Source organism: Methanoregula sp., assembly GCF_049518935.1.
Lineage (GTDB): Archaea > Halobacteriota > Methanomicrobia > Methanomicrobiales > Methanospirillaceae > Methanoregula.
In genome coordinates this window covers 272,273-290,387 of sequence record NZ_JBEKRH010000001.1, presented here as the reverse complement: position 1 = coordinate 290,387, position 18,115 = coordinate 272,273, and the positions used below count along the sequence as shown (strand labels likewise).

At 48.6% G+C, this 18,115-nt stretch carries 21 protein-coding genes; 5 read left to right on the top strand and 16 right to left on the bottom strand.

What is annotated here, in order from left to right:
* Positions 1-46 precede the first annotated feature (46 nt).
* The 6 genes from ABSE13_RS01400 to ABSE13_RS01375 form a co-directional block, all read right to left on the bottom strand.
* Positions 47-256, bottom strand: coding sequence for a hypothetical protein (locus ABSE13_RS01400; protein WP_424026686.1), 210 nt, complete (start codon positions 254-256; stop codon positions 47-49).
* Positions 253-537 carry a hypothetical protein gene (locus ABSE13_RS01395; RefSeq protein ID WP_424026685.1) on the bottom strand — a complete coding sequence of 95 codons (285 nt, stop codon included), beginning with the start codon at positions 535-537 and terminating at the stop codon, positions 253-255. Before ABSE13_RS01395 ends, ABSE13_RS01400 begins: the two co-directional genes overlap by 4 nt.
* Entirely contained in the window at positions 534-1,196 is a 663-nt protein-coding gene (locus tag ABSE13_RS01390) for a hypothetical protein (protein WP_424026684.1), read from the bottom strand. Before ABSE13_RS01390 ends, ABSE13_RS01395 begins: the two co-directional genes overlap by 4 nt.
* Before the next feature lie 144 nt (positions 1,197-1,340).
* Positions 1,341-2,417 carry a hypothetical protein gene (locus ABSE13_RS01385; RefSeq protein ID WP_424026683.1) on the bottom strand — a complete coding sequence of 359 codons (1,077 nt, stop codon included), beginning with the start codon at positions 2,415-2,417 and terminating at the stop codon, positions 1,341-1,343.
* A 554-nt stretch (positions 2,418-2,971) separates the two neighbouring features.
* Positions 2,972-4,189: a hypothetical protein gene (locus ABSE13_RS01380; RefSeq protein ID WP_424026682.1), complete on the bottom strand. Its 1,218-nt coding sequence runs from the start codon at positions 4,187-4,189 to the stop codon at positions 2,972-2,974.
* 13 nt (positions 4,190-4,202) lie between these two features.
* Positions 4,203-4,868 (bottom strand): hypothetical protein, encoded by a 666-nt coding sequence (locus ABSE13_RS01375; protein WP_424026681.1) that lies wholly within the window; start codon positions 4,866-4,868, stop codon positions 4,203-4,205.
* A 298-nt stretch (positions 4,869-5,166) separates the two neighbouring features.
* Here ABSE13_RS01375 and ABSE13_RS01370 point away from each other — a divergent pair, with 298 nt between their 5' ends.
* Both ABSE13_RS01370 and ABSE13_RS01365 read left to right on the top strand, forming a co-directional pair.
* Positions 5,167-5,607 carry a peptidase domain-containing protein gene (locus tag ABSE13_RS01370; RefSeq protein ID WP_424026680.1) on the top strand — a complete coding sequence of 147 codons (441 nt, stop codon included), beginning with the start codon at positions 5,167-5,169 and terminating at the stop codon, positions 5,605-5,607.
* Between the two features lie 51 nt (positions 5,608-5,658).
* Complete coding sequence (locus ABSE13_RS01365; RefSeq protein ID WP_424026679.1) at positions 5,659-6,420, top strand: winged helix-turn-helix transcriptional regulator; 762 nt, start codon at positions 5,659-5,661, stop codon at positions 6,418-6,420.
* An 886-nt stretch (positions 6,421-7,306) separates the two neighbouring features.
* On the opposite strand, the gene ABSE13_RS01360 is transcribed toward ABSE13_RS01365, so the two are convergent.
* The 5 genes from ABSE13_RS01360 to ABSE13_RS01340 all read right to left on the bottom strand — a co-directional run bounded on the left by ABSE13_RS01360 (position 7,307) and on the right by ABSE13_RS01340 (position 11,988).
* The gene (locus tag ABSE13_RS01360; protein ID WP_424026678.1) at positions 7,307-7,870 is read right to left on the bottom strand and encodes a hypothetical protein; all 564 of its coding nucleotides are present in this window, start codon (positions 7,868-7,870) and stop codon (positions 7,307-7,309) included.
* 71 nt (positions 7,871-7,941) lie between these two features.
* The gene (locus ABSE13_RS01355) at positions 7,942-8,601 is read right to left on the bottom strand and encodes a hypothetical protein (RefSeq protein WP_424026677.1); all 660 of its coding nucleotides are present in this window, start codon (positions 8,599-8,601) and stop codon (positions 7,942-7,944) included.
* A gap of 158 nt (positions 8,602-8,759) precedes the next feature.
* Positions 8,760-9,335 (bottom strand): hypothetical protein, encoded by a 576-nt coding sequence (locus ABSE13_RS01350; protein ID WP_424026676.1) that lies wholly within the window; start codon positions 9,333-9,335, stop codon positions 8,760-8,762.
* 93 nt (positions 9,336-9,428) lie between these two features.
* Positions 9,429-10,409 (bottom strand): hypothetical protein, encoded by a 981-nt coding sequence (locus ABSE13_RS01345; RefSeq protein ID WP_424026675.1) that lies wholly within the window; start codon positions 10,407-10,409, stop codon positions 9,429-9,431.
* A 19-nt stretch (positions 10,410-10,428) separates the two neighbouring features.
* On the bottom strand, positions 10,429-11,988 hold the full coding sequence (locus tag ABSE13_RS01340; RefSeq protein WP_424026674.1) for a hypothetical protein: 1,560 nt from the start codon (positions 11,986-11,988) through the stop codon (positions 10,429-10,431).
* A 551-nt stretch (positions 11,989-12,539) separates the two neighbouring features.
* Here ABSE13_RS01340 and ABSE13_RS01335 point away from each other — a divergent pair.
* Positions 12,540-12,794: a hypothetical protein gene (locus ABSE13_RS01335; RefSeq protein ID WP_424026673.1), complete on the top strand. Its 255-nt coding sequence runs from the start codon at positions 12,540-12,542 to the stop codon at positions 12,792-12,794.
* Positions 12,795-12,802: 8 nt separating this feature from the next.
* Here ABSE13_RS01335 and ABSE13_RS01330 read toward each other — a convergent pair whose 3' ends face one another.
* From ABSE13_RS01330 to ABSE13_RS01310, 5 genes are all read right to left on the bottom strand, one after another.
* Positions 12,803-13,087 carry a type II toxin-antitoxin system HicB family antitoxin gene (locus ABSE13_RS01330; RefSeq protein WP_424026672.1) on the bottom strand — a complete coding sequence of 95 codons (285 nt, stop codon included), beginning with the start codon at positions 13,085-13,087 and terminating at the stop codon, positions 12,803-12,805.
* The gene (locus tag ABSE13_RS01325) at positions 13,080-13,280 is read right to left on the bottom strand and encodes a type II toxin-antitoxin system HicA family toxin (RefSeq protein ID WP_424026671.1); all 201 of its coding nucleotides are present in this window, start codon (positions 13,278-13,280) and stop codon (positions 13,080-13,082) included. Before ABSE13_RS01325 ends, ABSE13_RS01330 begins: the two co-directional genes overlap by 8 nt.
* A gap of 16 nt (positions 13,281-13,296) precedes the next feature.
* Positions 13,297-13,509, bottom strand: coding sequence for a type II toxin-antitoxin system HicB family antitoxin (locus ABSE13_RS01320; RefSeq protein ID WP_424026670.1), 213 nt, complete (start codon positions 13,507-13,509; stop codon positions 13,297-13,299).
* 126 nt (positions 13,510-13,635) lie between these two features.
* On the bottom strand, positions 13,636-14,814 hold the full coding sequence (locus tag ABSE13_RS01315; protein ID WP_424026795.1) for an ArsB/NhaD family transporter: 1,179 nt from the start codon (positions 14,812-14,814) through the stop codon (positions 13,636-13,638).
* 173 nt (positions 14,815-14,987) lie between these two features.
* Entirely contained in the window at positions 14,988-15,671 is a 684-nt protein-coding gene (locus ABSE13_RS01310; RefSeq protein ID WP_424026669.1) for a 2,5-diamino-6-(ribosylamino)-4(3H)-pyrimidinone 5'-phosphate reductase, read from the bottom strand.
* 189 nt (positions 15,672-15,860) lie between these two features.
* On the opposite strand from ABSE13_RS01310, the gene ABSE13_RS01305 reads away from it, so the two are divergent.
* Both ABSE13_RS01305 and ABSE13_RS01300 read left to right on the top strand, forming a co-directional pair.
* Positions 15,861-17,651, top strand: coding sequence for a sensor histidine kinase (locus tag ABSE13_RS01305; RefSeq protein WP_424026668.1), 1,791 nt, complete (start codon positions 15,861-15,863; stop codon positions 17,649-17,651).
* On the top strand, positions 17,641-18,009 hold the full coding sequence (locus ABSE13_RS01300) for a response regulator (RefSeq protein WP_424026667.1): 369 nt from the start codon (positions 17,641-17,643) through the stop codon (positions 18,007-18,009). Before ABSE13_RS01305 ends, ABSE13_RS01300 begins: the two co-directional genes overlap by 11 nt.
* The last annotated feature ends 106 nt before the right edge of the window (positions 18,010-18,115 follow it).

Below are 18,115 nucleotides of genomic sequence, written 5' to 3'. Positions count from 1 at the left end.
TGAAGATAGATCATAGATCTGGAAGTCTCCCAGTGAATTTCAATAGTTATTTTTTCTCCAGGGCCTGCACCCGCTCCTCAAGTTTCTTGAGATCCGTTTTTGATGATTCATGCCATTTCTTGAAATCAGAATAAAGAAAGGCAACGAGAATAAACGCAATTGCGATCAGTGTCAGGAGGTACTGGCCAAGAAAAAATCCTACAATACTTGCGAAACATCCGATAGCAAATAATACAATTTGTTCATTGCGGTTCATAGTAAAATCACCTTATGTTTTTCATTGCTCTGACAAGAGAATGCACAATAAAAATTACGGGAAAGAAGTGCGGATACCATGATCAGGGAAATTTTTTTGAAAATAATTCGAGACTGTAATTTATATTCATACCCAATAAAATGGATAAAAATATCACAATCTGGCCAAGCCTGGCATTCTGCCCGACATTCGATATGCAATGTAAGAAGTGTCCACGCAAGGATGTGCGTTAACCCGCTCACCACCCCCAGTACTTTTTGCTCTCCTGCTGACTGGGTCATTGTTGTTGTCTCCGGTAGAATCTTCCAATAATGCACAAGATGCCCAGAGCAGAGACCGGAAGATATACCGGAACAGCTGACGTGGCCGTGGTCGGTTGCGATGTCATACCGGCAACCACCGGTATACCGGTATCATTCCCGGAGGGGACCGGTTGAGCAGATTCAGGCTTCCCGGTTCCCGATGACACGAGGACAAGCTGTTGCGTTGCAATAATATCCGGTCCGTAATGGTTCCTGGAAGTGACCGCGACCAGATATCTGCCCGGTTCGGCGGGCTCAGACGTGGGTGTCGGATAATAATTGGGCGGCTCGGTATACACCTGCCAGCGGGAAGGCTGAATTTCGGCAGACCAGATATTCTCCCCGGTATCTCCTCGTTGTATGGAAACATTCGCTATGTAAAACGATGATCCGAATCCACCGGGATTGAACTCCGCAGAACCAATCTGGAGAAGAAGAGAATCGTTCGAAGCAGCCAGGTTCGTTGTCCCGTTAATAAAGAATACCTCACTGGTTGTATGGGTTCCGCAGGGATCAATTGCAATAAATGGGGTTGCGGCTGGTGAAACTTCCGGGCTTATCGCAGATGCCCCGGAGATAATCAGTACTGCAGCCATGAGCAGGGTACATTTCCGGAAAAATACTTGTCGGAGACTCATTTCAATCACGTATTCGATGGAGGAGGATCCGCTCTTGTTTTTACAAATCCACCCTTCGTCTTCAGGGGTATGTGCTCGTATGTCTATATCAGATAAAGGAGGAATAAATAATTGTTCCTCCTTATGTGTTGGATTCGAACCGCTTTACGGTGTGTAAATGGTCACCATTGTCGGGTTCGGGCTGAAATACACACTGAATAACCCGGCCCAGTCCGAGGGGTACGAAATAGTGCCCGAAGAGAGAGTTACTGCAGGAATGTTGACATTGTGGAATACGATATATCCGCACAGGTTATACGGATTGGAATTGGATCCCTGAGCCTGTTCGAGCGTGTTCACGATTTCCAGATTCGTATTCGTTGAGATGTAGTTGGAGAAGTAGTAGGTAGACGTCCCTTTCGTGAGATCGCTTGTCGTAACCTGCCACCCGGTCTGACCATTAACCGTGGTATACTGCAGGGTTCCCTGTATATTGTCACCCTGAGTGACACTCAGCATCGGGCTGTAGTAGTAACTGGTTGAACTCGTATACCGCCATGACGCGATTGTCCAGTCTGAATTATTCAGATTATAATTCCACTGCAGCACGGGTTGCAGGATCGTGTTCGCGGTTTCAAGCCCATTGAATATCGCCAGAGCATAGCCTTTGGAAGATGGGGCTGTGGGCGTATACCACGTCGATTGCAGATAACTGATCTGGCTGACAGTTGCATCCGCCCATGCCAGCCAGTTGCTGCTGAGCAGGGGTGTCGCCATTGGAGAAACCCTGCCGGAAGATGCGTCGTCTATAACCGTCATAACAAGGTCCCCGTTCTCATTCACGACATATGTCGTATTTTTCTTTCCCGGCGGAGTGAGAAGAAGTGCTCCCTGGGGAACCGCGTGGACTACTGATGCAGGCTCGAGTCCTTCGGGTGTAGCGATTTTTGTCGAAGCCGCATCGGAAGCTACGAGTATCTGTTTTCCCGTAGAGTCGAAGACATAGGTTATCCCATTCGCGGAATGATGAATAATCGAACCTTCAGGAACTGTATATACATCGTTTCCGGCCAGTGTGCTGAATGCGCCTGTGATGTTGGTATTTTTTTGGGTAGTATCAACATGGAGTGAGGGCGTGTGAATGGTATTCACATCAATTGTTTTTGCACTCACCATCGGTACCATCGCCATCGCTGCCAGCAGCAGTGTCAGCAGGACAACGCTCCATTTTCGTAGTTGCATTTTCGTTTCCTCCCATTCAAACGCTTCGCTCGAAGGCATGGGAAAACCTTCAAAAGGAACTGAAGATAATGATCTCATGCCCTCGGGCAGGATGCAGGCCATCTGACTTCTACGGTAGGTGGACTCGTCCTTTCTTTTCGGGACAACCCCCGGCTGTCCACGTGTGACGTTTTGCCACGTGGCTTATAGCATTTCTATGGCGTCTCTCTAAGTGTTGGGCTGACAAACCGACAGACACCAGCCCCCGGGCCTGGCATGCGATCACCGGCCCGGCCACCCCTCATCGATCCCGCCGACTCCACCGCTCTCGCGACCCGGCCTTCTCTTCCGAACAAAGAGGGTCCGGCTCCACCAAAAAAAATTCAGCGGGCCACCCACCCAAGGAAATTATTTCCAGAAAATTTCCGCCAATGAAAAAAGGGACGGGTCTGATTTTCCTCATATGTGGGAGATTGCACAGATCATTCCCCAAGGCCGAGAAACCCAAGAAAAATCCGGCTGATCATCAAACAGGGATCTAAAAAAAATGCATGTGTTATCTTTCATGAACGATTTCAGTGTTTTTCGATCAATTCTATATTCTGGACAATCTTTGATGGGATCTCTCTTTTTAATCCCTTAAAACCCAGAACGTGATAGACTTCGGCGAGATCGATATTGTAATCTTTATCGATGTTATAGGATGATTTCACCAGAAATCCCTTTTCTGTATCAATCCAGTTTTCTCCCGTGGCATTTATTGTTGTTACGGTCACCACAGTACCATTTGGTGTACCGATTGCTTCAGTGATCGAGAGATTGATCATATTCTGGATCCCGATACAATCAAAATTTCCGGCGGACACCGGAACGTTTTTTCTGCCTAGGTATGAGTTTGTACTCACACCCTCCGCAGAATAATTCACATTATTTCCCTTTGATGTATAATTTCCACTTTTTTCAAGGGTGTACATCCATGAACTATTTTCTTCAATTTTTTCCGGATATGTTATGGTGTTTGGCAAATCCCTTTGCATTTCCGGGAATAACGGAGTATCTGAATATGATTCGGTAACCAATCCTTTGTTCGTCATCGTAAGCGTTTCCGTTTTTTCTGTTGTAACGCCGGAAGAAGTGGCATTTGATAAAATGTTCATCGTGATCGTTTTACCTGAACTGCCGGTAACATCCTCCTTTATCCAGGCAGGAATTTCCGATCCCTGTGCGCTGTTTACAGATTGGATCCTGTACAGGAATTGATCGCCTAGACCAAACCGGTAACTTAGATTATATCCTCCCAAACCGGGACTATTATCATTCAGTGTCTGGGCATTTATCGAAGCGATAATTCCCATGTAAATGACTACAACCAGACAACCTGCCACCAGCATTTTTCCACCATTCTTTTCCCATCTGCTTCCCTTACCGTTTCTGATAAATACCTGATACGCATGGAAAATTGCGACAATTACCATAATAAATGAGATCCACAGGATTGGTTGGGCAATCGGGACTTTCGGCTGCAGATAATAATAGATAAAACCCACAGATGCGAGTGATAAGATCAGAACGATTTCCAATAATTTCGATAACCATGCAGGATATTTTTGCAGGTCTTTTGTCAGAAGAACGAGACCGGAAATCAATACCGGTATCCCAAAAGAGAATAACGTGATACCTGAGAAGTCATGAAATCCGGAATACACTACAATTCCTAAAAGAAAGATAATAACCGATCCTGCAAAAAAGCCTTTTTTTAAGGCAGGTTCGTTAAAAATAATGGAATTTGTCATGGCCTCTACCTCGTTAACATTTCAGGTTGTGGGCCACACACATAAATTGCTGCCCCAGCTGGCAACCGCAGGACCAGCACGGGCATGCAACATACAGGGGTGCTAGCCCGATGCATGCGCCACACGCAACTCCGCCGGTGAATCCTCCGAGGGTCGTACATATGGCAAAACATGTGGCACCTGCACCGCCAAGTTCAAACAGGCAGGTAACGCAGTCAAATGAACCCTGCACAACAAGAGTTTCACCGGTTTTCTTGTTTACGATATAATGAAGGTATTCATTCTGCCCCGTTGCTGATTCATATCGTATGCCAACAACGTAATATTCGTCTGAAGTGCTCTGCTGAAGGGGATTTGCGGAGACCCCCCCGATACCGGTACTGCTTGTTGCATTAGCCTGTGTTTTTGAAACAACAACGGAATAGACGGTCGCATCCTTCTTCACGAACCCTTCCTTTTCCATCTTCGCCTGGAAATCCAGCAGGTTTTTGTTCTGTAATGCCTGGCTGGTAAATGTATCTGCCATAGGGCCGGAGATGATAGTTGACACCGGTTTTGCACCCGTCTGTGACAGGTTATTTCCTGAACACGCGGATGTGGATTGATCGGCAGCAACAGGTGCAACGGCAACAGCAATGAGCAGCAGCGTGACCAGCATCAGGCTCCGAACCTTTGGCATGATCGATAAATTCATTTTTTCCTCCCATTCATTCTTTAAAATTCTCAGGGGCATGACCAGAAACTTCATTACCGGAGAAGCAGATGGACTCATGCCTTCGGGCAGGGGCGGATCCGTTGAGTTGCAAACCACACAGGCCCGTCCTTTTCTTTTCGGGACAACCACCGGCTGTCCACGCTGTGATGTTTTGCCACGTGACTTATAGCATTTCTATGGCATCTCTCTAAGTGTTGGACGACACTTAGACAAACGCCATAGAAAGGTTAAGAGCCGGGTCCCAAAAGCTGCCCCTGATACCATGAACGTATCCGGAATCAGCCTCACTATCCTGATCTGCATGGCACTGCTCGTATCAGGCGTTTCTGCACTGAATGTCGAAAAAACAAGAGATTATTCCGTGACCCCTGCAGGGAATCTTCATATACCCTCACTAAAACCCCTTGTCACCTCAACAATCACTCAGGGGCAGGTCGTTGCATATTCCCGGGTTGTTTCCCCGGGTACATCTTCAATGATCACTGATCTCAACTGGGGAAATCCGGCGAACTCGCTTTCCCTCACCATTGTCGCACCGGATGGAGTGCTCGGCCCGTTTTATGATTCCTCGGACGGGACAATTAACGGGAGAATTGCACTGAGTATTTCAAGTCCCACCGGACTGGCACCGGGGACCTGGACGTTTTACATTGAAGGGTACCACGTAACCGGGTCTCAGACATACAGTTTCGTTACGTATTGATTGAAGAGTATAACACAATCTTAATCTCTATTTGCATATAAAATAATGGTGATGGAAACGCGGAAGATCCGGTTTATCCTCATAGCCGGCACCCTTATTTTACTTGTTCTGAATTCGCCCTGTGTCGCAGCCGGAAAATATATTGTCACACCGGTCGCGGACCCGGTTCAGGTAACTGCAGTTCCCGTGGATCCCGTTCCGGTTTCATTCTGGAATCTTTCTCTCTATGAAATGATCATTTTTCTCATATTGATGATCTCTCCGGCTCTTCTTTTCCCGGTGGAACTTCTCCTTTTTTTAAAGGCTTTCACCATTCTGGGCTACCGGAAGATCGAACGCGATGCGATCTTGCACAACGAAAACCGGCGGAGGGTCTTTGATGCCGTGAAAGCGAACCCGGGCATTTATTTCAATGTTCTTTCCCGCTTAACCGGCGTCAACCGGGGTACCCTGAAATATCATCTCGTGATATTGAAACTTAATAAAAAAATTTCTACGCTGAATACCTGTGGATCCGAACGATATTTTGAAAATAACGGGTACTATACCGATCTCGAAAGAATATTATTCCGGCGTTTGCGTGAGGAAACAACCAGGAAGATCCTTGAACTTGTATTTGAGAAACCCGATATTTCACAGAAAGAAATTGCCGAATGGATTGGAATATCTGTTCCTTCTGTCTCATGGCATATGGCAGCGCTCAACCGTGAAGGAATTATCATAGCACGGAAGATCGGGAGACAGGTACAATACCGACTTAGTACAACTGCAGATCCGGTTTTACGGAAGTACTGTGAGAAGTCGGCTTTGTGAGCCCTCTTACGATTACCGGCTGGTCCTAAACACTCTGCGATTTCTTTGGACCCCGGTTGCGTTCACAAGTACAAGCCTAGGCGGTCCGCCCGCCACCAGACACCCGGCCTGCTCTTTCCGATCAAAGAGGGTCCGCCCCCTCATCAAAAAAATTCAGCGAGTCCCTCACAGAAATTTTTTTCCAAAAAATTTTCCGGCAATGAAAAAAAACCTAAAACTTTTTTCCAAACTTTTTTCCGCGCCAAAAATAATTTTCAAAAAACTTTTCAGAAAAATTTCACAAAAAATTTCCCGGCCCGGCCACAACAAAACCCGGCACCGGAATCCCCATCACTCACGCCGAAACCCCCTCCAGAACCCCCTTTTTCCCGATCCACACCACCCCCAATCCAGCCCCTATACGCGCCCCGATTCCCGGAAATATCCAAACGGAGCCCTATACGCGCCCGGATTGGGATCCGCCAACCCCCTGTTTGGTGCGAAACTCCTGGAAGTTTTTCATAAACACGGGGTCCGGATGATCTTTTCACGTCGGCAAACGACGAACTGTTGATAGTTATCCGACGTAAATCTGCAATCCTGCGGCCGTACCCGGAAGGTCCAAAACAGGGGTTCTTTTCATTTTCATGTGCCCAAGTCCAGCTGAAATGGAGATCGGCCTCCAAAATGCGTCTGTGAAGGTTTTTATAACTCGATGGAAAATGCCCGGTTTGGCTTAAATCATGGGTTATACACGTTTTCCGGAAAAACTTGTACAACATGGGGTGCTTTTTGCACATAATTCCGGAAATGTCCCTCCCGGAAGGGTAATCCGGGGCCGTAACGAGCCCGGATTAGGGGGTGGGGAGGTATGCAGTTTTCAGGGAGGCGAATAGTTCCACACCCCTCACTTCATGGGCGGGAGGTTTTGATGTGCTCCCGCAAAACCCGGGTAGCATAGCACTTCGTAGTACCGTCCGGTATATTTGAATTCCTGGGATGTATTCAAAGGATCGCACTTCGGGCCGGGACTGTGTTTACAGGATAAGTTCCGGAATTCGTAATACTGGTTCTGGTCGGTGAAGCCTCCAACATACCGGTGGCCATTGTACCAGTCAATTATTTTCGGCCCGTATCGATCACCGGCAGGAAGCGTTGCGGTGCTCTGTAATACTTTTTCAATTTCCGGGAAATCCGCGAGCTCGTCAGGAGTAAGATGGACCATCGTGGCGTTTGGCATGAAGTAATCCGGCTGGACTTCGTCGACAACATAACCGGAACATTCTGGTTGAGCCGGTGCCGGGATAACAGGTGTTGGCTGAAGGGTGAGCTGAAGGTCTTGCGATTGATTCTGGCGAAGATCTTCTGGCGGAAGATACGCATGGTATACAAAATAACTTCCGGCAATTACCAGGATAACCAGGCAGACCAGGACCACCGGATAATAAGCGTTCATTTTTAATTTTTCCATCGAATGACACACTCCTTCATTCCCGGATTAAAAAATACTTTTCCGGGGATATTTACCGGGGTATCTGTTCGTTAATGAACCCGGGCAACCACCGGTGTCATGTTAACCACACCTGCCGGAATTCTTTCGCTGACCGTGACCTGATAGCTGGCACCATCCATGGAATGTTGCATACCTTCGAAGGCATACAGTTCCAGATTGAACGTAAGCGCATCCGTTCCCGGATGGAGGGGTCGGATCGTATCCGGGATGTACACGATAGTTGAATAATCCCGGGAGGGGTTATCTCCCTTATCCGGTTGCGAATAGGGCGATGCAACGTAAGGAAGTACCGGTGAGAGTGATTCGCGGGTGATATTTTCTATCTTCGTTCCGTACGGATATTTCTGGTCAAATACTGCGTGAATGTCCGTCAGGTTCCGCCCAACGCTTTCGAACGCCAGCATCTTCCCGAACCTTGTCATAACGAGAACGGTCTTCCAGCTGCCAAATGTCTGGTACTGAAGATCATCGTCCGCGAATACCTGTTGATTGTCCCGTACCGGAAGCGGAACGATCACATCGGTGATCAGACCCGGCTGATAATTATTCAGGCCTTCGATGTCTACAGAATACTTATAGAGGCCCGGGCTGTTGTTGATATAGGCTATAGCGCCAATCCAGACAATGCCAAAAAAAACAAAAATACCAATAATTCCAAAAAAGATCGTTTTCATGTTGATGTCTTTCATTTTTTTCACACATTGTTGCCTGCAGTTATCAGGATGAGCTGGATTATTGGTGTCTCTCTGTTTATCAAACTGGTATAGATCATTGTTTGGATGTCCTGTCGGGGTTTTCCCGGTAAACATATTGGCGATGCATCGGTTGTCAATGACCTTATTTCGGTTTACAGGATTTTCCGTACCCAGAGAATTCCGAAGAGAAGTGAAACCAGAATAACGGAAACCGGAACCGGAGCAGGTCGTGTCCGGGTCAGCACATCGGAATTACTCTTCACATCCGGTATAGTCAGATTGTGGGATCGCTGATAATCATAATTGTTCAACGATTGGATCCGTTCCAGCACCTGGTTTTCTGTCTCATTCAGTTTCGTGCCGGGGCTGCCATTCATGAATTGAATTTTAATTTCAGATCCCCCGTAATAGGGATAGCCGGAAGATCCCGGTAACGTGATACGCTCAACAGGGTATTTCTCCCAGATATCCGCCAACGCGGATTTCAGACGTTTTTTTTCATCCACCGTGATGTTCGTACCATCTGTATCATATCGTAAAGCATCCAGAGATCCCAGCAGGTTCTGTTTTCCTTCGTCGGTCAAAATCAGAATATCAAATGACGATGTAGCACTCTTGATTGCAGGATCAATCGAGATAACATCCACAGGAACGAAACCATTGGTATCATTTTCAGGAAATGCCCGTTCTGCATCCTGAATTGCAGCATGGGAGAATGGGATTATCATAATACTGAGGAATACCAGGAAAACCAGGATTATTTTCTTTTGATGGAGTTTGATCATTAGATTAATTCACCCCAATATAAAAATTAATATTTTTTAATATATTGGCCTATCCCTTAATAAAATACCCGACACGATGACAGCGAAAACTACAAACGCTATCGGGAGTGATGACTGCGTCGGGACCTCTGCAGGCGCTGTAACATTTACGAAAAACACTCGTGAATAGGGGGATTCTATGCCGCTTGCCCCGGCGGCATCAAGGGTAAATGAATAATTGCCCGGTGTGAGACTGCGATCTGCATGAACGCTGAGTTGTGCAGGATAACTCTGGGCACTCCTGGAAACAAATTCCGCAGGGGTTACGGTCACATTGAGGGAGGTATCCGAGATGTTATACGATACATTGCCTATTCCCTGGCCCCGGGAGAACTCTAACGGAATACTATAACTCTCGCCGGTCTGGAGATCGAATGCCGTATCATTTTCCGGGATTGTCAGACGATCGCTTTCAACGGCAGGCAACCCGGGTATGAACGCACCGCCTCTGATACTCACGGAATCATCGCCATAATTGAACGTGTCGTTCTGCAGGGTAATATTCAGGTCGATATTAATCTGATATGTCGAAATTCTGTATATGGGAGAATTGAGTTTTTTCGGCGATGCAAATGCCTGGCCGGTAACTACGTGCAGCCGGGAATGGTAGACATGGCCCGGTTCGACCGTGAATACTGACGGAACCATGCTGGCCGTTAGTTCGTCATCGGGAACGTAGCCGAAAAAATCATAGGCTGAAACATTGCAGGTTACCGTTCCCGGGCCATATCCCCGGCTGTAAAAGAGGTAATCAATATCGTAGGTTGTGTTCGGCTCCGCGTATACGTCAGAAGTAGTGAACGCTCCGATCGGAGCGGTATACACATCGCTGGTTGAAACGGCAGGGGTTGTATTACTCACCGGAGTGGAGGTCACAGGTGAAGATGCAAGCGGAGAAGCGACTCCTGCACTACCCATTCCGAAAAAAAAGAAGATTGCCAGTACCAGGCAGATTCCCACCGTGTATTTTTCTACCATTGTCCTCATTTTCCCCCCATTAATTCTGGGTTATCAACTGGACGTCTGAGGGATTAGTCACAATAACGACATTTACGTGTGAGCTAATTGCAGCAGGCATACCGGTAGCAATCCATTTTTGCAAATTGATCGAAACCGGATTACCGTTTAACGTATATGTCATACCGTAAAATTCACTATTGTGGATCATGGTATCTTTACTGGAAATATTGTATGCTTCATATGCCCCACCATAGACACTTAACCCGGAATCTTTAGGGACGAGATCAGTACTCAGTGATGATGAAGCGCCATGCGTCGCATCACTCGTGATTATCGTCCACGAGCTGGATGCGGAATTCCATGAGATGATACCTTTTATGATATCACCCTCCTGTACCACAGACCGGCTTCCTGTGAGGTAATTGCCATTCGTATTATAGGGGCCAGCCCACGAGGCAATTGTCCATGTATTGAGGTATCCTCCCTGACTCCATTCAAGAACTGGCTGAAGAATGGCATTATAATTAGCATTTTTCCTCTGTCCCTGGAATGCATTAAATAAAAACTGGGTGCGATATTTGGCTGAGGTTCCTTTTGTTGCTGGAGCTGCCGGGACTTTCCAGTATGCGGTAAAGGAATCCATTTGAGTGTTATAATCTTCCTTTTTCGCGGATTCAATCCATCCATTAAACTCTCCAGGAAGGTTTCCTGCAGGAATAACTTTTGCATTTATTCCAAGGGAATTCGCATTAGCAGGATTGCTATATGTTTGAGAATTACTTTGTACCGTTAATATTTTTTGATTATTCTGATATGCAGTAAAATTATTCCCACCATTGATGACATCGGTGTTTGAGGGTACATTAAAGATATGTGTCGCTGGGACAACTCCCCCGGCGGGAACGGGAAGATTTGCGGCCTTTCGATCATCAGCCCAATACCGGGGTTGTCCATCAGCGCCATACACTACAGTTACTGGGATATCACCGTTCATATCCTGTTCAACCTTACCCCCCCAAGGAATAGAACTGTCAGTACCTGCTACAGCATTCGTTGTGCTCTGGTGAACCAGATTGAGGGAATTCGTTATCACAATCTCTTTTACCGGTACGACGTCATTACTCGGTTGCGATCCAAGAGCAATCTGCCCGGTGGCTGTTTTGGCAAAATAATTCCCGGACTGCAATGAACTTACCACGGTGGCATTTACGAAGTAGGACGCTGTAACATTTTTGACATTCCAAAGAGGAATGAATGTTCCTTCAGCTTTGCATTCCATTGTATCCGTACATGTAGTCGGTTTTCCGATGTAGACAAGAGCACCACTGCCTGACCCATGTCTCCAGATACTGGGAGTAAGTGTGACCGATAAAGTATCTGTTGATGACGTTACAACAACGGAGTATCGCAGTACTGCATCTTTACTCGTTAAGTTCGTCGATATCTGCAGGTTCGAATTTACTTCACTCCCAGCGGATGTCTGATTATTTTCATTATTAATGGATTTGTCGGCATTTGTCGCGCTCACCATCGGTACCATCGCCATCGCTGCCAGCAGCAATGCCAGCAGGACGACGCTCCATGTGCGTAGTTGCATTTTTTCATTCCTCCTATTTTCATACGCTACGCTCGCAAGGCACGGGAAAACCTTCATAGGAATGGAAGATAATGATCTCATGCCTACGGGCGGGACCGGGTCCAACGAAGTTAGTCGCTTGGTGGACCCGTCCTTTACTTTTCGGGACAACCACCGGCTGTCCACAATGAGCGATTTATATTCGTGGTATTTATTCTTTCTAACGCAGTCATCTACCTGTCAGGTTCCGGAAAAAACGGAAAAGCGCCGGCCTGCAAAACACGAATTGAATTATCTGAATTTGTTGAATTCCTGCGATCGCCGGCCAGGCTCTCATCATCGTTTGAAAAAAGAGATCTAATACACTTCTTCGTGCGAACCGATATCGATCAATACCACCCGGGTCTGGTACGTCCCTCCTCTGGAGTCACCGGCCCGGCCACTACTTTCCAGAAATCCAGAGTGGGTATTTCCCTTGTTTTAAGAAAAACGCGGGGTATTGGGAAACTCCTCTTCCCGTACACAAACGATATAATAATTCCCCACAAAGATCGCATATCACGCGAGGATAAATGGGCAAAGAAACCGGAATTATTGCTGAAGAAACCGTCCCTGATCCGGTGGATCTGTTTTCGCGAAACAATGGAGAACCGATTCCTGCGACGGTTAGTACCCCACTCACTATCGAACCTATCCGGTTGAAAAAGAAACCAACCTCCAGGCAAATCAAATCTATCCGGGAAGATCTCCACGATCGTGCCCTGATTTCTGATCTACGGAATGAAGGCACCGTGAGCCTCACAGAACTGAAAAAACGACTGATGTAAATTTATTATTATTCATTCAAGTCGATAAGTAGATCCTGAGCTGTTCCCTGTCGGCAATAATTTTCCCGGACATTCTTCTTTGCCTCATGTGCCCGGACAACAAGAATTGAACGTTTGCTTTCAATTTGTTCCCGGACATGCATCCCGATTGCTTCATGCATCCGCTCTTCTGTCTCCTCGCGGGTCTTTCCGGTTGCGATACAGCCTGGGAAATCCGGAGAATATGCTGAAAAATTCTTTCCCGCTTTTTCAATTATTATCACGTAGTTGTGCATGCCCTGTTTCTCAAACATTCCGGTAAAATTCATCGACACCGACTTTTGCCAGCCGGAGCACGCCCCGGAGTGTCCCCGGTTTCAGCTCGTCATGAAGGGGAACTACGGTACCGGTCTTCCCGGCAGGTGTCATCTTTGATAGCCTCACGTAACTGCCCGCTCTTCCGGAAACAGAAAAACCGAATATATTGCATAAAATTCTGATTGTCAATTCGCCGGAAACCGGCTTATGATGAGGCAACCGATGACACCTCAAAAGTTGTGAGGATTGCCCGCTTCTTTTTCGTTAAAGGAAACTCTTCCAGATAGAGTTCGGTTGCTTCTTTCAGGTTACTGACCGCCTCTTCCACGGTTATTCCCTGGCTGACCGTACCTGCCTCGGGGCATTCTGCCACGTACATATCATCTTCTTTGTGAAGTACGGCGGTGAATGTGGACATAATCTCTCTCAAATCTCATTGGGTTATCTGATCCTAAAATCTTTGTTGAAGCAGATGGACTTGCGGCGTGTATCAAGCGGCAATCGATCTCCGGCCCTGGCTCCGCAAAATATTTCGTGACCCCCCTCACCCCACCACCACCAGCCACCCGGCAAAGATCAGAATCTGGATCACGGTCAGCGGGACCCCGACCTTCATGAATTCAAAGAAGGTCAGCGTCTCACCCTGCTTCTCCGCGTTCTGGATGATGATCACGTTGCTCGCCGCACCAAGAATCGTGAGGTTGCCGGCAAGCGTGCTGCCGGCCGCAAGTGCCATCAGCTGTGCCGTGCCGCTTCCGGCCTGCATCACGAGCGGCTGGAAGAGCGCAACGAACGGGACATTGGAGATGAACTGGCTGACGATCACGCTCGTGCCAAGGAGCAGCGGGACGGACGAGAGCATCGCGCCGCTGACGAGCGACTGGAAGTAACCGGTCTGCCAGACGCTCTCCATCAGGACAAACATCGCGGCAAAGAAGACGAGCGTGCACCAGTCGATGGCCCGGAGGATAGCAAACCGTTTCTCCGAGAAGAGGAGGATGGGGAGAGCAGCACCGATCGCGATCAGCGGCAGGGTCACGAGCATTGAGCCGGAGACGAGCGATGCAATGATATTGACGGCCGCGAGCAGCAGGATGATCGCAAGGGAGATCTTTACAAGACGTGTGAGCCGTTCGTCACCGGGAGTTGCGGGCATGATCGCGTACTCCTGTGCCGGGAATTCCGTACGGTAAAACAACCGCAGGATCGCGTACGCAGCGATGAGGCTGAGGATGGTCGGCACCGCGAGATAAAGCGCGAACGTGACGAACGGCGAGGCCATGTGGCTGTTGATCGCAACGAGCAGGTTCTGCGGGTTCCCGATCGGGCTCATCACGCTACCGGTGGTGATCGCAATTGCGAGTGCGAGCAGGAGAAGTTTTGGGGAGATCTTCCGGTCAGCAGCAAGCGCAAGCACCAGCGGTGTCCCGATCACGGCAAGCGTATCGTTCATCAGCACTGCCGAACCGATCCCCATGCCAAAGAGAACGAACAATACCACCTGGCCGGGGTTTTTTGCCCGGGAAAAAAAACTACGGGAGATTTCCGCTAAGTAGCCGCTCTTCACCAGCGCCTCCCCGACAATGAACATGCCAAAGAGGAAGATCATCACGTCCGCATCGACTGCGTGGAATGCCTGGGTGGGTGAGATCTGCCCGGTCAGGAGTACCGCCAGTGCTCCTCCAAGCATGATCTGCCATATTTTCAGGTGGAACCTGCCGATCTGCCGGACCGCGATAAGGAGGAAGACCGCAGCAAGTACGATAACGGGAAGATACGTATATCCGGATTCTCATTCCGGGGAGAAGAGTATTGGCATTCACGTGCAGATGGTGGCGGATCACGACTCATCGCCGTACGTTTGAACCGGCAAAAAAGACAGACTATCCTGATCCGTCACTGCGGGTGATCCACGCTCCAGTGCAGGAGCATCCCGGTCTCGATCTTCCGGGCTTCCAGCAGGGTGAGCCTGCAGAACTGGGACTCGTGGAGGAACCCCTCCCCGTCAGTAAGGGTGGGGGCATCTTTACCGCCAATGATGATATTACCGATATAGGAGTAAATCTCATCGACGAGATCGGCAGCGATCAACCCCGCAATCAGGGTTCCGCCGCCTTCGACCATGATGCGCTGGATGCCCATTGTTCCCAGTTCCTCCATGAGCTGCGGCAAGTCCACTTCCTCATCTCCCGCGATGATCACGGTGGCCAGTTTTTTAAGATGTTCGAGCTTTTTTGGATCTGCTTTCCGGGAGACCGCGATCACACGCTTCCCGGTGCCCTTGCGGAAGATCGCTGCATCCGGGGATATCCGAGCCCTGCTGTCCACAACAATGCGGATCGGATGCTCGTCCGCCCCCCGTTTTATCCGGTTATTCCGGCATTCCTCCGCCTTGACCGTCAAAGACGGATCATCGGCAAGAACCGTACCGATTCCCACCATGACCGCATCGCTCCCGGCCTTGAGCCGGTCGACACGGTTGAAATCCTGGATTCCGGATATCTTCACCTGCCTGCGTTCCCGGGTCGAAAGCTTACCGTCAGCGCTCATCGCAACATTGACAATAATATGGGGCCGCATGTCAGATCGATTTTTGCTGTGCCTGTTATATCAAACCACTGGTATCTTTCAGAAATCCTCTGAAGTCAACCGGGCTCCGCTCATGGAGACCTGAATCTGTTATCTCATTCCTGAACCGGTATCCCTCATCTCCTCTGGTTCATAGTGTATCTTCAAATAAAAAGAACGCCAAATGCGTCAAACACTGTTATGGCCGAGAAAATAATCCGGATCTTTCGCTACTCTATCACCGAGACGGACCTGGTGCGGATCTGTGTCATTACCTCACTTGCTATCTCGTGCATGCTGATCACGGCCATCTCGTTCTCCCGATCATTCAGCATGATCAACTACCAGCTCTTTTTCATACCCATCGTCTACGCCGCCTATTGCTACCCGAAGCGGGGGCTCTTCGTTGCCGGGATCTGCGGCATATCATTCCAGGCGATCGGCTATTATTACAGTTATCCGGATTCTGTTGCCATGGTGGGTGTCACCATGGAGGCGATCCTCTTTGTCCTGATCGCAGTTATTATCGCATATTTCATCGATCTGATCCAGGCCGGTGAAGCCCGATACAGGACAGTCTTTGAGTACTCCCAGCTGGGGATTGTCCTGTTCGACAGCTCCAGCTTCTCTATTCGCCAGATCAATGACAAATTTGCCGCCATGCTCAACTATACCCCGGATGAAATTGCAAAAAAATCATTCCTTGACCTCCTGCTGACATCCCGGGAGAAAGAACGGTTTTCTGAACGGATCGCAAAAGATGATGCCGCATCGGATTTTGAAACACGGTTTGCATCAAAAGAAGGTGATGCCTGCTGGGTCAACCTGTCCTGGAGCAGCATCGATGAAAAGACCGTCAGTTGTTCTGTTATGAATATCAATGCCCGGAAACTCGCGGAAAAACTGAACAATGATAACATGATGAAATACCGGCAACTGACGGAACATTCCCCGACGGGCATTCTCATCATCCAGAACGGCTTCATCCGGTATGCAAATCCCTCATTTATTACTTTTTCCGGGTACGAACTTTCGGAAATCACGGGCAGGTCGCTTGACCTGTTTATAGATCCTCTCGACCGGGAACTCTTCATTTCCTTCTCAACCAGATGGAACCAGAAGATGCCAGTATCAGACGATGAGGAGTTCCGGTTCGTGGCAAAAAACGGCGGGATGCGTATCGGCGCACTCTACACTACGCCCATCCGGCATATGGATTCCCAGGCCACGCTCATCAATATCGTTGATATCTCGGAAAAGCAGCGCCTTGAGGATAAGATTCACCAGGACAATGAACGTCGCAGGGGAATTATCATAACCGTAGCCCACGAGTTGCGTACGCCTCTCCAGCCTATCCTGGGATATCTCAACCTGCTCATCTCCGATCCGGCCGGGTTTGGCATCATTGATGATACCAAAAAAATCCTTGAACGGTGCCTTGTCAGCGTGGACCGGGAACGCCAGATCATCAACCAGATGCTCGATCTCTCGGTGCTGGAGAGCGGGAAACTGCAGCTGAGCTGTTCGACTTTTTCCCTTGCGACCCTTGTGAAAAAAGTGATCGATGCAGGCGGATATACGACAAAAGCGGAATTAACTGTTGACCTCGATGAGTCTGTGGAACTGACCGCCGATGCCGGACGGATTTTCGGTGTTATGGATTCCATCATTTCCAATGCAGTCAACTATTCCAAGCCGCCGAGAAAAATCGGAATATTTTACCGTTCCGGAGTCAATGACAAAGAACACCGGATATCTGTGCAGGACAATGGTATCGGCATTCCCCAGATCCAGATGAGCTCAATATTCGAGCCGTTCCAGCTTGCGGATGCGGCTGTCCTCTCCCGCAAATATGACCGTCTCGGGATTTCCCTGTCCATTGCCAAAAAGGTGGTCCAGATGCACGGGGGAGATATCACGGTGGAGAGTACGGTGAACGTTGGGAGCACGTTTACCATTCACCTGCCAAAGGAGCTGCCTCATGACCTATAAGATCATGCTTGTTGAAGATGATCAGCCGATCCTCGAGATGATGGAGATCCTTCTCCGCCGTATCGGGTATGAGCCAATCCTGATCCCGGATGTCATGGACGCACTTGAGCGTGTGCAGCACGACCCCCCCTCTCTTGTCCTCCTCGATATTATGATGACTCCTATAAATGGATGGGAATTCCTGGAAAAACTCCGGTCGGAATATAATATCCGTGAATTGCCGGTGATACTATTTACTGCATCACCTGCGGTTGAGGAGAAGATCGCCCTGTTGCGGGATCCTTATCTCGGGGTCCTGCAGAAACCGGTCTCGATCGTGGAGCTCAAAACCGGTATCGAAAAATTCCTCAAAAAATAAGCCCGAACCAGGGAACAGAGACATTTTTTTTATCGGGGAATTCGTGAGATATACGTCAACGGCTCCCTTTTGCATACTCCCCAAAACCGGCTATGCCTCGTGCGCA